This window comes from Kribbella sp. NBC_00482, assembly GCF_036013725.1.
In the GTDB taxonomy this organism is placed as follows: domain Bacteria; phylum Actinomycetota; class Actinomycetes; order Propionibacteriales; family Kribbellaceae; genus Kribbella.
In genome coordinates this window covers 5983516-5997995 of the sequence record NZ_CP107881.1, presented here as the reverse complement: position 1 = coordinate 5997995, position 14480 = coordinate 5983516, and the positions used below count along the sequence as shown (strand labels likewise).

Below are 14480 nucleotides of genomic sequence, written 5' to 3'. Positions count from 1 at the left end.
AAAACTGTCGGCGGGACCCGGCAAGATGGTCGTCGTGAAGAAGACCAGCGCGTTGAGCCGGTTCTCGCCCGCGACCCGGGCGTGGTTCGGCGACGTCTTCGAGGCGGCCACCCCGGCCCAGCTCGAGGCGTGGGACGCCATCACCGCGGGCCGGGACGCGCTGGTGGTCGCCCCGACCGGCTCAGGGAAGACGCTGGCGGCCTTCCTGTGGGCTCTGGACCGGCTGGCCACGACACCGCCGCCGGACGACCCGAAGCTGCGCTGCCGGGTGCTCTACGTGTCACCGATGAAGGCGCTCGCAGTCGACGTCGAGCGGAACCTTCGCGCGCCGTTGATCGGCATCCGCGAGACCGCCCGCCGGCTCGGTGAGGCGCCGATCGACGTCGAGGTCGCGGTGCGCTCGGGCGACACCCCGGCCAACGAGCGGCGACGGTTCGCCACGCGGCCGTCCGACGTGCTCATCACGACTCCTGAGTCCCTGTTCCTGTTGATGACCTCGCAAGCCCGGGAGTCGCTGCGCGGAGTCGAGACCGTCATCGTCGACGAGGTGCACGCGGTCGCGGGGACCAAGCGGGGTGCGCATCTCGCGCTGACCCTCGAGCGGCTCGACACACTGCTGCCGCAGCCGGCGCAGCGCATCGGCCTGTCGGCGACGGTGCGACCGGTGGAGGAGGTCGCGCGGTTCCTCGGCGGCGAGCGGCCGGTGACGGTCGTGCAGCCCAAGTTCACGAAACAGTGGGATCTGAGCGTCGTCGTACCGGTCGAGGACATGGCCGAGCTGGCCGCGACCGAAGTGGAGACCTCGGGATCCGCGGCCGGTCCGCAGCAGCATGCGTCGATCTGGCCGCATGTCGAGGAGCACGTCTTCGACCTGATCGGTCAGCACAATTCGACGATCGTCTTTTCGAACTCGCGCCGCCTGGCCGAGCGCCTGACCGCCAGGCTGAACGAGATCGCTGCCGAGCGCGCCGAGCTGGAGCTGGCAGAGCTCGGCTCGCCGGCGCAGGTGATGGCGCAATCGGGTGGATCGCTCGCGGCGCCGCCGTTGATCGCTCGAGCCCACCACGGCTCGGTCAGCAAAGAGCAGCGGGCACTGATCGAGGAGGACCTGAAATCCGGCCGGCTGCCCTGCGTCGTGGCGACGAGCAGCCTCGAGCTCGGCATCGACATGGGCGCGGTGGATCTCGTGATCCAGGTGGAGGCGCCGCCGTCCGTTGCCAGCGGACTGCAGCGCGTCGGTCGTGCGGGTCACCAAGTGGGAGCGGTGTCGCGCGGCGTCCTGTTCCCCAAGTTCCGCGGCGATCTGATCGACACCGCCGTCGTCGTGCAGCGGATGCGCGACGGCCTGATCGAGAGCCTGCACATCCCGGCCAACCCGCTGGACGTGCTTGCACAGCAGATCGTATCGATCGTCTCGCTGGACTCCATCGACGTCGACGAGCTCTTTTCTTTGGTACGACGCTGCGCGCCGTTCGCGACCCTGCCGAGATCGGCGTACGACGGTGTGCTCGACATGCTGTCCGGTCGCTATCCGTCCGACGAGTTCGCGGAGCTCCGGCCGCGGATCGTGTTCGACCGGGTGAGCGGTGAGATCTCCGGTCGCCCGGGCGCGCAGCGGCTCGCGGTGACGAGCGGCGGGACGATTCCGGACCGTGGGTTGTTCGGCGTGTTCCTGGTCGGCGAGTCGACGAACCATCGGGTGGGCGAGCTCGACGAGGAGATGGTGTACGAGTCGCGTGTCGGCGATGTGTTCACCCTCGGCGCGTCGAGCTGGCGGATCGAGGACATCACGCACGACCGCGTGCTCGTCTCCCCCGCGCCCGGCCAGCCGGGCAGATTGCCGTTCTGGAAGGGCGATGCGGTCGGGCGGCCGGCCGAGCTCGGCGCCGCGACCGGCGCGTTCGTTCGCAAGATGGCGTCCTTGCCCGCGGCCAAGGCGATCGAGCGCGCGCGGTCCGCGGGCCTGGACGAGTACGCCGCGAACAACCTCGTCTCGTATCTCGCCGAGCAGCGCGACGCGACCAGCCGGGTGCCTGACGACGTGACGATCGTGGTCGAGCGGTTCCGCGACGAGCTCGGCGACTGGCGGGTGTGCGTGCACTCGCCGTACGGCGGTCAGGTGCACGGCCCGTGGGCGCTGGCGATCGCTGCGCGGCTCCGGGATCGCTACGGGATGGACGCGCAGTCGGTGTCCGGTGACGACGGGATCGTGCTGCGGCTGCCGGAGACGGACGAGCCGCCGCCGGGCGCGGATCTCGTGCTGTTCGATCCGGCAGACATCGAGGATCTGGTGACCACCGAGGTCGGCGGGTCGGCGTTGTTCGCGGCACGGTTCCGGGAGTGCGCGGCGCGGGCCTTGCTGCTGCCGCGACGCAATCCGGGACGACGGTCGCCGCTGTGGCAGCAGCGGCAGCGCGCCTCGCAGTTGCTGAGTGTCGCAAGCAAGTTCGGGTCGTTCCCGATCGTGCTCGAGACACTGCGCGAGGTCTTGCAGGATGTCTACGACCTGCCTGCGTTGAAGGAGCTGCTGACCGGGATCAGCGAGCGCCGGATCTCGGTCGTCGAGGTGGAGACCTCCGAGGCGTCGCCGTTCGCGAAGTCGTTGCTGTTCGGCTACATCGGCGCCTTCATGTACGAAGGCGACAGCCCGCTCGCCGAGAAGCGCGCAGCCGCGTTGGCGCTGGATCAGAGCTTGCTGGCCGAGCTGCTCGGGCGGACCGAGCTGCGGGAGTTGCTCGACGCCGAGGTCGTACTGCGGACCGAGGCCGAGCTGCAACGCCTCGCCGAGGATCGCCGAGCGCGTGATGCCGAAGGGCTGTTCGACGTACTGCGGATGATCGGACCGCTGTCGTTGCCGGAGGCGACCCAGCGGTGCGTCGACGGCTCGGACGCGGAGTCGTGGCTGACGTCGCTCGCGGCCGCTCGTCGCGTCGTCAGGGTGCGGATCGCGGGCGAGCATCGCTGGGCGGTCGTCGAGGACGTGGCCCGGTTGCGCGACGCTCTCGGGGTGCCGCTGCCACCTGGCGTTTCCGAGGCGCATGCGGAGCCGGTCGCCGATCCGCTCGGCGACCTGGTGTCCCGGTATGCGCGGACGCACGGACCGTTCCGCGGGATCGATCTCGCGACTCATCTGGGCATCGGAGTCGCGGTCGTCACCGACGCACTGCGGCGGCTGAGCGCGGCCGGGCGCGTCGTCGAAGGCGAGTTCCTGCCGGGCGGAATCGCGCTCGAGTGGTGTGACAGCGAAGTCCTTCGGCTGCTGCGGCGGCGCTCCCTCGCCGCGTTGCGGAAGGAGGTCGAGCCGGTCGATCCGTCCGCGCTGGCGCGATTCCTGCCGGCCTGGCAAGGCATCACGAGCAGCCGCGGCCGCGGGTACGACGTACTTCTCGGAGCGGTCGAGCAACTCGCGGGATGCGCGGTGCCGGCGTCGGCGCTGGAGTCGATCGTGCTGCCGTCGCGGGTGCCCGGTTATCAGCCGTCGATGCTGGACGAGCTGACGGCGACCGGTGAAGTGGTGTGGGCCGGCTCGGGTTCACTGCCCGGGACGGACGGATGGGTGTCGCTGCATCTGGCGGACAACTGCGACTTGACGCTGCCGGACCCGGATCCGGCTTTCGAGCTCGGCGAAACGCATCAGGCAGTGCTGGACGCGTTGTCCGGCGGCGGTGCGTTCTTCTTCCGGCAGTTGAGCGACGTCGTCGGATCCAGTTCCGGTGCGATCGACGACGAGACGCTGGTCGGCGTTCTCTGGGACCTCGTCTGGGCAGGATTTCTGACGAACGACACGTTGACGCCGGTCAGATCGCTCGTCGGCGGGGGTCGCGGCAGTCACCGAACACGTCGAGCGACTCCACGCGCGCGTCCAGGTCGCCCGCTTCGGCCAGGACGACCCGCCATGCCGTCACGGAGTGGTCCGCCCACGGCCGGCGGGCGATGGTCGTTACTTCCGGCCCGAAGCACGGATGCGACCCGGAGGGCGCATGCCGCGGCCGAGACCCTTCTCGACCGCTACGGCATCGTGACGCGAGGTTCGGTGATCACGGAGCGGACGCCTGGTGGGTTCGCGGCCGTCTACAAGGTGTTGAGTGCGTTCGAGGAGTCCGGGCGGTGCCGGCGCGGGTACTTCGTCGCCGGGCTCGGAGCTGCCCAGTTCGCGTTGCCCGGCGCAGTCGATCGGCTGCGGGCACTCGCAGAGCTGCCGACTTCGGCGAAGCCCGACGGGCCGTTCGGTCCCCCGGGACGGTTCGGGCCTGGCGGCGCTCGGGCGGGCGGTGCCGCTCGTGGCCGGAAGGACGAGGAGTTGACCGCGCGCGCCGTCGTACTGGCTGCGTCCGATCCAGCGAACCCGTATGGCGCCGCGTTGCCATGGCCCGAGCGGGAAAGCGCCGGCGGTCATCGACCTGGCCGGAAGGCGGGTGCGTTGGTCGTGATGGTCGACGGACAGCTGATCGTGTACGTCGAGCGTGGCGGGCGGACCGTGCTCAGTTTCACGGAGGATCCCGATCTGCTGCAGCCGGCCGTCGATGCGTTGGCCCTGTCGATCCGGGACGGTCAGCTCGGCAAGCTCAGCGTGGAGACGGCCGACGGTGAGCAGGTTCGCCATACCGCGTTCGGGGATGCCTTGGCCAAGGCGGGTTTCCACGCCACGCCGCGCGGTCTGCGGCTCCGGGCGTGAAGTAGTCGGTCATGCCTGAAGGTGACACCGTCTGGCGGGCCTGCAAGCGGCTGAATCAGGCTCTTGCCGGGCAGGAACTCGTTCGCACGGACTTCCGGGTGCCTTCGCTGGCGACGACCGATCTGAGCGGACGGACGGTGCTGGAGGTCGTTGCACGCGGCAAGCACATTCTGATGCGGATGTCCGGTGGCCTCACGCTGCACAGTCACTTCCGGATGGACGGCAGCTGGCATCTGTACCGTCCCGGCGAGCGTTGGCGCGGCGGACCCGACCACGAGATCCGCGTGATCCTCGAAACCGCGCCATGGACAGCCGTCGGGTATCGGCTCCCGGTGCTCGACCTCGTCGCCGCCGGCAAGGAAGACACCGTCGTCGGGCATCTCGGCCCCGATCTCCTGTCGCCGACGTTCGATCGCGCACTCGCGATCTCGAACGTCGAGTCCGATCCGGGACGCACCATCAGCGAGGCGCTGCTCGACCAACGCAACCTCGCCGGGATCGGCAACTTCTACCGCACCGAGGTCTGCTTCCTGCTCGGCTTGCACCCGTGGCGCCCTGTCGAGGCTGTCGACGTCCCCGCCACGGTCGACCTGAGCCGCAAGCTGATGAAGGCCAACGTCCGCAACGGCGCCCAGGTCAGCACAGGCATCGACCGGCCGGGACAACGCTCCTGGGTGTTCGAACGCGCCGGCAAACCCTGCCGCCGCTGCGGTACGACGATCCTCACGTCCTCCCTCGGCGAGCCGACCCGTGAACGGGTCACCTACTGGTGCCCGGCCTGCCAGCCCGAAGCCTGATTCCCGCCGGAATTGCCCTGTGGACAACGACTCCGGCGGCAGCGAACACGGATACCTTCCCTGATGCATCGAACACCTGTTCGAGCGAGAGGAGATGGTGATGTGCGACAAGTGCGGCGGCCTCGACGACGAGCGGTACTCGCGACAGCTCGAGCGAAACATCCAGACGTACGGCTGGACGATGCAGTTCATCGAGGGCGACGGCGGCCGGAACCCTGCCTTCGGGTACACACTCGGCCTCAGTCTGTACCGGCATCCGGAGATCATCGTCTTCGATCCGGAGCCCGACTACGCCTACCTAGGGCTCAAGCCGCTCGCCTGGGCGGTGATGGAAGGCGCGGCCTTCGACGAGGGAGACGACCTGTCCGGCTTCTTCCCGCCTCCGCACACCGCCGAGCTCCTCCGATTTCCCGACTCGGCGCACCACCTGTTCACCGCCAACACGATGTTCCGGCGGCCCGGTCAGCCGCCGCTGCCCGCGCTCCAACTCGTCTGGCCGACCCGGACAGCACTCATCCAGCCGTCCAGCAGCGGTTCGGCTCCCGACGGAGGCGTCCGATGACCCGCGGCTCAGGCCGCGGCCACGACCTCGGGCTCGATGGCCGGGTGCGCGAGCACCAGGGCCTCTTCGCGCGCCAGATCTTCGCTGACCTCGGCGAACACCGTCGACAACGGCACTTCCAGCGCCATGCAGATGGCCGCCAGCAACTCGCTCGAAGCTTCCTTCTGACCGCGCTCGACCTCGGACAGATAGCCGAGACTGACGCGTGCGTCGGCGGATACCTCGCGCAGAGTGCGCCCCTGGCGCAGCCGCTTACGCCGCAGCACGTCGCCCAGGAGGCCACGAACCAGCACCATGAGGTTTCTCCCTTCCGCCTGTCCGGCCGCGTCTACTCGCACGGTAGCTCGGCCGTAGGAACCAACGGTACCTGTTGCTGGGTCACTACTTCTCGCAATGTCCACCTTCGGTGCGCCGTGCCAGTCTGCCTTACCTGTCCCCATGCTGGTCCCAACACCCCGATCAGTCGAGTTCTTCCGCCACAAGTTCTGCTCCGAGTTCCAGGACGGCCTGCACACTCCCCCGGCGTACAGCTGCCCGATCACCGCTCAGCTGCAACTTCCGCACCTGCACCGAGCCCGGTCCGGCAGCGGCGACGTACACCGTGCCGGCTTCGACACCCGCCTGCGGGTCCGGTCCGGCCACACCGGTCGTCGCGAGCCCGTAGTCCGCCTCCAGACGCTCCCGCACACCGCTGGCCAATGCGGCAGCCGTATCCGCGTGCACCGGGCCCACAGCAGCCAGCAGCTCCTCCGGAACGCCCGCAAGCTTGGCCTTCAGGTCAGTCGCGTACACGACCACGCCACCCCGATACACAGCCGACACCCCCGGCACATCCGTCAGAATCGCCCCGACCATCCCACCAGTCAACGACTCAGCAGTAGCCAGCGTCACGCGATGTTCCAGCAACAACCCCACGAGCCGCTCAACCGCCGCCTCAACCCCGCCGCCCACGGCCATCTCGCTCCCAACACGCGCCAACCCGACACCCACCACCCAACACCACCCCGCACCCAACCCATGCCACGCCACCCACATGAACGTTGGTCTCCGGGGGGCTGAATCGGCCTGAACTGGGTGGGTGGGGTGCGTGGCTAGACTCGTTCGAATGCCGGAGGCGACTGGTGGGAGCGCGAAGGGCGGGGTGCGCGGACGTACTCTCGCGGAGGTGTATCGGCGGTTCGGTGAGGCCGATGGGGTGAAGCTCTCGCCGCTGTACGCGCGCATGGCGATCGCGTTGAGCGAGTCTCCTGAGGCGCTTCGAGTGATCGAGAACGCGCCGCCACGCCGACGCCATCCGACGGTCATCCTGGCTGCACTTCACGACCTCGCCCTCTCCGGACAGGCCCCAGATCTAGCCGCCGCCTTCGCCTCCGCAAACGCCACCGCCGCCACATCAGCCGCGGTTGGGGTGGTGGGGGTTGGGGTGGTTGAGCGGGTTGGGGAGTTGGTTTTGGAGGTGGGGGCGGGGCGGAAGGTTCGGGCGGATGAGGGTGGGCGGCATGCGGTGTTGTACCCGGCTGTTGCTGAGGTTGCGCGGCGGGTTGGGGCAACGTCGGTTGGACTGATTGACGTGGGGCGGTCGGCTGGCCTGAATCTGACTGTCGATCGGGTGGGGATCTCCTACGACAACGGGCAGTCGCTGGGTGACTCGAGCTCCGCGGTGCAGGTGTCGGCTTCGGTTGTGGGCGATGGGCCAGTGCCGCAACGAGCGATGCCGCAGGTTGCGGCTCGGGTTGTGGTTGATGTTGATCCGGTCGATGTGACTGATGTGGACGAGGCACGTTGGCTGCGGGCATGCGTGCCGCCGGACCAGGTGGAGCGGTTGGCGAGGCTGGAAGCGGAGTTGGCGTTGGCGGAAGCGGCTCCTCCGATGTTGGTGCGGGGTGGTGTGGTCGACGTTCTGCCGGAGGCGATCGCCTCGGTGCCTGACGACGTACTCCCGGTGGTGATCACGACCTGGGCGTTGTCGGGACTGGATCTCGAGGGGCGGTTGCGGTTCCTGCAACGGCTCGACGAGGCGGCGACCCGGCGGCCGGTGGCGTGGGTGTCGGTCGAGGGGGTTGGGGTCGCGCCGGGGATGCCGACGTTCGGCGATCGGCGGGCTTCGGGGCACAGCATCGTGGGCTTGGGCGTGTTCGATCACGCGTCACTGCAGGCCACGGCGGTCGGCCGCTGCTGGCTCCGCGGCGAAATGCTCGCCTGGTTGGCCGACTCGTAGACCCGCCCACCAGCCCGCCGCCGCAATCACGCGGCGGCTGGGGGTTATGGGAGGGGGCGTTTGGCAGCCGCTCGTAGGCGGAGGGCTCGGGAGAGGTAGTCGAGGCCAGTGACGATGGTTACCAGGACGGCGGCGGTCATGATGGCTACCGCGGGCCAGTGGACCAGCGCCAGGTGTTGCCATGGGAGGAGGTAGAGGCCCAGGGCTACGGCCTGGAGAACTGTCTTCAGTTTGCCGCCGCGGCTGGCGGGCATGACGCCGTGGCGGATGACCCAGAAGCGGAGCGCTGTCACACCCCACTCGCGGACCATGACGACGATGGTCACCCACCATGGGAGTTCGCCGAGGTACGAGAGACCGAGGAACGCGGCGCCGGTGAGGGCCTTGTCCGCGATCGGGTCGGCGATCTTGCCGAAGTTCGTGACCAGGTTCCAGCGGCGGGCGATGTCGCCGTCGAAGCGGTCGGTGACGATGGCGACGACGAACGCGGCCGTGGCGAGGAGGCGGTCGCTGGTGGTGTGACCGCCGTCGCGGAGCAGGAGCCAGACGAACAGCGGCACCAGGGCCAAGCGGAGGACCGTGAGCGCGTTCGGCACGTTCCAGGCGCTGGGCGCGTGGAGATGGCCGCCGGCTGCGTGCGGCGCCGGGTTCGTCTCCGGGTTGGTCACGCGGTCAGGTTAGCTGCCGAGCGGGCGTCTGGGGCGTTCACGAGTGCCGCGAACTCGGCGATCAGGTCGACGCCGTCGTTCGACACCACCTTCGCGGCGACCAGATCCCCGACCCGGATCCCCTCTGGGAGGCCGGTCACCGTCGTCATGCCGTCCACCTCGGGACCCTGGTGCGCGGCCCGACCCTCAGCCGCAGCTGTGGTTTCCAGGGATTCGACCAGGACCTCCAGGAGTTCGCCGATGCGGGATTCGGCGCGGGAGGAGGTCAGGTCCTCGGCGAGGCGGCTGACGCGGTCCAGACGGTCGGCGATGGTGTCCTCGTCGAGTTTGCCGTCGTACGTCTCGGCCTCGGTGCCGTCCTCGTCGGAGTAGCCGAAGACGCCGATCGCGTCGAGGCCGGCGCGGGACAGGAAGTCGCACAGGATGTCGACGTCCTCGTCGGTCTCGCCGGGGAAGCCGACGATGACGTTGCTGCGGATGCCGGCGGTCGGGGCGGCGGCGCGGACCTGGGCGATCAGCTCGAGGAAGCGCTCGGAGTCGCCGAAGCGGCGCATCCGGCGCAGGAGCGGGCCGGAGGCGTGCTGGAAGGAGAGGTCGAAGTACGGGACGACGCCGGGGGTGGCGGCCATCGCGGTGAGCAGGGTGGGGCGCATCTCGGCGGGCTGCAGGTACGAGACGCGGACACGGGTGATGCCGGGGACCTGGGCGATCTCGCCGACCAGGGTCTCGAGGAGGCGGAGGTCGCCGAGGTCCTTGCCGTAGGAGGTGGAGTTCTCGGAGACCAGGAAGAGTTCGCGTACGCCGTTCTCAGCGAGCCACTCGGCTTCGCGGAGTACCTCGGCCGGCCGGCGCGACACGAAGGCGCCGCGGAACATCGGGATTGCGCAGAACGCGCAGCGGCGGTCGCAGCCGGAGGCGAGTTTCAGCGGGGCCATCGGGCCGCCGTCGAGGCGACGGCGCATGACGCGGGGGCCGCTGGCGGGGGCGGTCGCGAGGTCCGGGGCGTCGATCTTCAGCTCTTCCGGTGCACCGGTGACGAAACGTCCCTTGAGCTCGCCGGGAGCGTCCGAGGTCGCTCCGACCGGGCGGAGCGCCTCGGGGATGTGGTCACCGAGCACAGGCGTCGGCCCGTCGGTGGAGTCTCCGTGGCCGGGAATTGCGACACCGGGGGCGGTGTGGCGATCGGCGGGGGCCAACGGGAGGAGTTTGCGGCGGTCACGCGGTACGTGGGCCTGGTGCTTCGTACCGGAAAGGATCTCGCGGAGACGATCCGAGATGTCCGTGTAGTCGTCGAAGCTGAGTACGGCGTCTGTCTCCGGGAGAGCGTCCGCGAGCTGCTCGCCGTACCGCTCCGCAAGGCAGCCGACCGCGACGACGGCCTGCGTGCGGCCGGAATCCTTGTAGTCGGCCGCCGCGAGCAGCGTGTCGACGGAGTCCTTCTTCGCGGCCTCGACGAAGCCGCAGGTGTTCACGACCACCGTGTCCGCCTCAGCGGCGTCGTCGACCAGCCGGAATCCGCCGGCTTCGAGCCGGCCGGCGAGTTCCTCGGAGTCGACATCGTTACGGGCACAGCCCAGCGTGACCAGGGCGACGGTGGTGGGTGGCGTAGTCATCCCAACGAGTATGACGCGCTGTGCACGTCCGTACCTAACTCAGAAGCGCGATTACTGGTTGCCGACGGTCTTGCTGAGGGTGCCGTTCGGGTGCGCGGTGAACTTGTAGAGCTTGGTGGGGATCCGCTTGCCGTTGAGCACGACGACGAGGTTGCCCGGGTTGCCCACAATCACGCGGATGTCGCCGGCGCTGGTGACCGACTGCGCGATGCCGGGGCTGAGGCGGCCCTGGAAGAGGCGTCGGTTCTTCCTGTCCCGGATCGTCAGGTACGTGCCGTCGCCCGTCGCCGTCAGCCTCAGCGCGGTCTGAAGAGCAGGCGGTTTGGCCGATGTCGGCTTCTTGGTGGGCCGCACGGTCGGCTGCGGCGGTGCCTTCGGGGTCGGCGTCGTGACCGTTGCCGTCGTGGTCGCGGTCTTGGACGCGTTGGCCTCGATGTCGCTGGGCAGCGTGAACAGCCGCACCATCCCCCAGCCCATCAGGATGACCAGGATCGCGCCGACCACGAGAGCCCAGCGCGGGCGGGCCGGGCGGAGGGTCGGGGACTTGGCCGCGGCGCGTTCCTCGCGCCGGGACTTCTCCTCCTCGACAGCGTGTTCGGCGTCGAAGGCGGCAATCAACGGAGCGGGGTCGGCCTTGACCACGCGAGCGATCGACCGGATGTGCCCACGGGCGTAGAAGTTCCCGCCGCAGCGGGAGAAATCGTCGGCCTCCATGGCGATCAGCAGCCCGGATCTGATCCGGGTGGCGGCGCTCAACTGCTCGATCGTCATGTCGGCCCGTACGCGGGCCGCCGTGAGCTCGCTGCCGATGCTCACGTCCCCACCATCCTCTCCTCGTCCGACCTGTTCGCACGGACCATCGACAGCCGGTGCGTCGATATCAACACAACGACATCAACTCAACGGCTTGGGTTCGACGGGGTCACGGACGAGTCAGAGCTGTTCTCTGACCGGACATCTGGCATCGGCCAGCATGTGCAGTGCCTGCACCACTTCCCCGTTGGACGGCCGAGCCGTCAACCCGAACGGTATCGCGAGTGACGATCCGGTCAGGCGGCGGTTGGCATCTGTTGTCTTGCGGGTCGAACTCGGCAGCGCACCGAGGACGGGCCCAGGATCCTGCAGGTGTACGGCGATCCGCCCGTCGTCGAGCGGATGCCGGCGCTGCAGCACCGTCACCTCTTCGATGTCTTCCCACCGTGTACCCACCCACTCGCTGCCGATGCGCAGCCGGATGCCGACATCGTCGGCGACCAGCATGTCCCCCACTGTCAGCGCGCGGGCACACACCACGGCGAGTACGGCGAACGCGGCCGCCACGATCCAGCGCAGGATGCCGGCCGGACTCGTGGACGCCGAGGCCGCGAAGCCGATCGCGACCAGCGCCGCGCCTACGGCGAGCCCGCCGTGCACCCGCTGCGAGGCGCTGACAGTGAACGGCACGGGCTCGGGGTCGACGTCGAATCGGTCCTGCCTGGGCAGTGCGCTCGCGGCGGTCACGGTCTCACTCTCCTCGGAGGGTGGTGATGAAGTCCTCTAGGTCGTCGGGCTTGACCAGGACGTCCCGGGCCTTCGAACCCTCACTGGGACCGACGACACCGCGGCTCTCCAGGATGTCCATCAGCCGCCCGGCCTTGGCGAAGCCGACGCGGAGCTTACGCTGCAGCATCGACGTCGAGCCGAACTGGGTGGAAACAATCAGCTCCGCTGCCTGCACGACCAGGTCGAGGTCGTCGCCGATCTCGTCGTCGAGGTCCTTGCTCGGCCCGGCGACGGCGGTGACGTCCTCGCGGTACGTCGGCTCCAGTTGCGCCTTGCAGTGCTCGACAACGCCGTGGATCTCGGACTCGTCCACCCATGCGCCCTGGATCCGCATCGGCTTGCTCGCACCCATCGGCAGGAACAGGCCGTCACCCTGACCGACCAGCTTCTCCGCACCCGGCTGGTCGAGGATGACCCGGCTGTCGGCCAGCGACGAGGTCGCGAACGCGAGCCGCGACGGAACGTTCGCCTTGATCAGACCGGTGACGACGTCCACCGACGGCCGCTGGGTGGCCAGCACCAGGTGGATACCGGCGGCCCGCGCCAGCTGGGTGATGCGGACGATCGAGTCCTCGACGTCGCGCGGGGCGACCATCATCAGGTCGGCGAGCTCGTCGACGATCACCAGCAGATACGGGTACGGCGTGAGCACACGCTCCGATCCCGGTGGCGGCTTCACCTTCCCGCCACGGACCGCCTTGTTGAAATCGTCGACGTGCCGGAACCCGAACGCCGCGAGGTCGTCGTACCGCATGTCCATCTCGCGTACGACCCACTGCAGCGCCTCGGCCGCCTTCTTGGCGTTGGTGATGATCGGCGTGATCAGGTGCGGGATGCCCTCGTAGTGGTTCAGCTCGACCCGCTTCGGGTCGACCAGGATCATCCGCACCTCGTCCGGCGTGGCGCGCATCAGGATCGAGGTGATCAGCGAGTTGACGAACACCGACTTGCCCGAGCCGGTGGCACCGGCGACCAGCAGGTGCGGCATCTTCGCCATGTTCGCGACCACGAAGCCGCCCTCGACGTCCTTGCCCAGCCCGGCCACCATCGGGTGGTGGTCGTTGCGGGCGGTCGCGGACCGGATCACGTCGCCGAGGCTGACGGTCTCCTTGTCGATGTTCGGGATCTCGATCCCGATCGCGGACTTGCCGGGGATCGGCGACAGGATCCGGACGTCGGCCGACGCGACGGCGTACGCGATGTTCTTGGAGAGCGCGGTGACCTTTTCGACCTTCACGGCGGAGCCGAGCTCGACCTCGTACCGGGTGACTGTCGGGCCGCGGGTGTAGCCGGTGATCTGCGCGTCGATGCCGAACTGCTCGAAGACCTCGGTCAGCCGGTCGACCACCGCGTCGGACGCCTTGGTCCGGGCCTTGTGCACCGAGCCGGGCTTGAGCATCTGCCCGTCGGGCAGCGTGTACGTGATGTCGCCGGACAGGCTGAGCTGCTCGACACGCTGCGGCAGCGGCGTGTGCGGCGGCGGCTCGGGCGCCGGTGCCGGCGGCTTGCTCGGGGCGGGCGCCTCGAAGGCGGGCTCGACCGCGGCTGCGGCGGCTGCGCCGTCAGAGTCGTCGACGTCGTAGGGCTCCTCGACCACCGGCTGCGCCTTCGCCTTGCGGCCGCGCTTCGGGGTCTCCCCGAGCACCGGCGAGTCGTACGGCTTGATCGTCGGCTCGCCGTCCTCCTCGAGCTCGGCCTTGGCGCGCCGCTGCTTGCGGGTCAGCCGGACCGTGTCGTCGGTCGGAGCCGCGATCACGGACGGAGCATCCTCGGGCAGTTCGGTGCGTCCCATCAGTACGTCGAACGCCGCCCGGAATCGCAGGGGGATCGCGTACACCGGCGTACCGGTGATGACCAGGGCGCCGAAGATCGACAGCAGCACCAGCAGGGGCGCTGCGACGTACTGCGTGAGCAGGTCCGAGAGGAACGACGAGACGAAGTACCCGATCGCGCCGCCGGCGTCACGCAGCGGTCCGTCGGCCGGGTTGCTCGGCCGCGGCAGACCGTTGGCGATGTGGATCAGGCCCAGTACGCCGAGACACACCGCGGTCCACCCGATGACCTGACGGCCGGCCGGGCCGTTGCGGTCCGGGTGACGCAGCGTGCGGATCGCGACGACCACCAGCATCAGCGGCAGGGCCCAGCCGAGCATGCCGATGCTGCCGCCGACCACGGTTCGTACGCCGTCGCCGACCGAGCCCGGGAGGTCCCACCAGATCGCTGCGGCCACGACGACCGACAGGCCGATCAGGAACAGGCCGGCGCCGTCACGGCGATGCTCCGGCTCCAGGTCGCGGGCGCTGTGGCCGATCCCCCGCACCATGCCGCCGAGCAGGTGCGCGATACCGATCCAGACCTTCACCACCCCGCGGCAGAGCGCGAGCATGGCGGCCGCGAACGGGCCC

The 14480-nt window shown here is 69.3% G+C and carries 11 protein-coding genes; 4 read left to right on the top strand and 7 right to left on the bottom strand.

The window, feature by feature from the left end:
• The first annotated feature begins 25 nt into the window (after window positions 1-25).
• From OHB24_RS29130 to OHB24_RS29120, 3 genes are all read left to right on the top strand, one after another.
• Window positions 26-4675 carry an ATP-dependent helicase gene (locus OHB24_RS29130; protein ID WP_327634047.1) on the top strand — a complete coding sequence of 1550 codons (4650 nt, stop codon included), beginning with the start codon at window positions 26-28 and terminating at the stop codon, window positions 4673-4675.
• 11 nt (window positions 4676-4686) lie between these two features.
• A complete protein-coding gene (locus OHB24_RS29125) occupies window positions 4687-5472 on the top strand; it encodes an Fpg/Nei family DNA glycosylase (protein ID WP_327634046.1) in 786 nt (261 codons plus the stop codon).
• A 100-nt stretch (window positions 5473-5572) separates the two neighbouring features.
• Window positions 5573-6034, top strand: coding sequence for a DUF4262 domain-containing protein (locus OHB24_RS29120; RefSeq protein ID WP_327634045.1), 462 nt, complete (start codon window positions 5573-5575; stop codon window positions 6032-6034).
• 8 nt (window positions 6035-6042) lie between these two features.
• Here the strand turns inward: OHB24_RS29120 and OHB24_RS29115 are convergent, their stop codons facing one another.
• Together OHB24_RS29115 and OHB24_RS29110 are read right to left on the bottom strand one after the other, a co-directional pair.
• Entirely contained in the window at window positions 6043-6330 is a 288-nt protein-coding gene (locus OHB24_RS29115; RefSeq protein ID WP_131341696.1) for a helix-turn-helix domain-containing protein, read from the bottom strand.
• A 163-nt stretch (window positions 6331-6493) separates the two neighbouring features.
• Window positions 6494-6991 (bottom strand): CinA family protein, encoded by a 498-nt coding sequence (locus tag OHB24_RS29110; protein WP_327641117.1) that lies wholly within the window; start codon window positions 6989-6991, stop codon window positions 6494-6496.
• A 148-nt stretch (window positions 6992-7139) separates the two neighbouring features.
• On the opposite strand from OHB24_RS29110, the gene OHB24_RS29105 reads away from it, so the two are divergent.
• Window positions 7140-8252: a DUF2332 domain-containing protein gene (locus tag OHB24_RS29105; protein WP_327634044.1), complete on the top strand. Its 1113-nt coding sequence runs from the start codon at window positions 7140-7142 to the stop codon at window positions 8250-8252.
• A 44-nt stretch (window positions 8253-8296) separates the two neighbouring features.
• On the opposite strand, the gene pgsA is transcribed toward OHB24_RS29105, so the two are convergent.
• The 5 genes from pgsA to OHB24_RS29080 all read right to left on the bottom strand — a co-directional run bounded on the left by pgsA (window position 8297) and on the right by OHB24_RS29080 (window position 14461).
• Complete coding sequence (gene pgsA / locus OHB24_RS29100) at window positions 8297-8920, bottom strand: CDP-diacylglycerol--glycerol-3-phosphate 3-phosphatidyltransferase (RefSeq protein WP_327634043.1); 624 nt, start codon at window positions 8918-8920, stop codon at window positions 8297-8299.
• Entirely contained in the window at window positions 8917-10533 is a 1617-nt protein-coding gene (rimO, locus tag OHB24_RS29095; RefSeq protein ID WP_327634042.1) for a 30S ribosomal protein S12 methylthiotransferase RimO, read from the bottom strand. Before rimO ends, pgsA begins: the two co-directional genes overlap by 4 nt.
• A gap of 51 nt (window positions 10534-10584) precedes the next feature.
• Window positions 10585-11349 (bottom strand): helix-turn-helix domain-containing protein, encoded by a 765-nt coding sequence (locus OHB24_RS29090; RefSeq protein WP_327634041.1) that lies wholly within the window; start codon window positions 11347-11349, stop codon window positions 10585-10587.
• 117 nt (window positions 11350-11466) lie between these two features.
• The gene (locus tag OHB24_RS29085; RefSeq protein WP_327634040.1) at window positions 11467-12033 is read right to left on the bottom strand and encodes a hypothetical protein; all 567 of its coding nucleotides are present in this window, start codon (window positions 12031-12033) and stop codon (window positions 11467-11469) included.
• A 4-nt stretch (window positions 12034-12037) separates the two neighbouring features.
• The gene (locus OHB24_RS29080; protein ID WP_442914005.1) at window positions 12038-14461 is read right to left on the bottom strand and encodes a DNA translocase FtsK 4TM domain-containing protein; all 2424 of its coding nucleotides are present in this window, start codon (window positions 14459-14461) and stop codon (window positions 12038-12040) included.
• Window positions 14462-14480 lie beyond the last annotated feature (19 nt).

Coding starts and splice junctions, on each gene's coding strand:
- OHB24_RS29130 (WP_327634047.1), top strand. CDS start 26: ATGGTCGTCGTGAAGAAGACCAGCGCGTTGAGCCGGTTCTCGCCCGCG.
- OHB24_RS29125 (WP_327634046.1), top strand. CDS start 4,687: ATGCCTGAAGGTGACACCGTCTGGCGGGCCTGCAAGCGGCTGAATCAG.
- OHB24_RS29120 (WP_327634045.1), top strand. CDS start 5,573: ATGTGCGACAAGTGCGGCGGCCTCGACGACGAGCGGTACTCGCGACAG.
- OHB24_RS29115 (WP_131341696.1), bottom strand. CDS start 6,330: ATGGTGCTGGTTCGTGGCCTCCTGGGCGACGTGCTGCGGCGTAAGCGG.
- OHB24_RS29110 (WP_327641117.1), bottom strand. CDS start 6,991: ATGGCCGTGGGCGGCGGGGTTGAGGCGGCGGTTGAGCGGCTCGTGGGG.
- OHB24_RS29105 (WP_327634044.1), top strand. CDS start 7,140: ATGCCGGAGGCGACTGGTGGGAGCGCGAAGGGCGGGGTGCGCGGACGT.
- rimO (WP_327634042.1), bottom strand. CDS start 10,533: ATGACTACGCCACCCACCACCGTCGCCCTGGTCACGCTGGGCTGTGCC.
- OHB24_RS29080 (WP_442914005.1), bottom strand. CDS start 14,461: ATGCTCGCGCTCTGCCGCGGGGTGGTGAAGGTCTGGATCGGTATCGCG.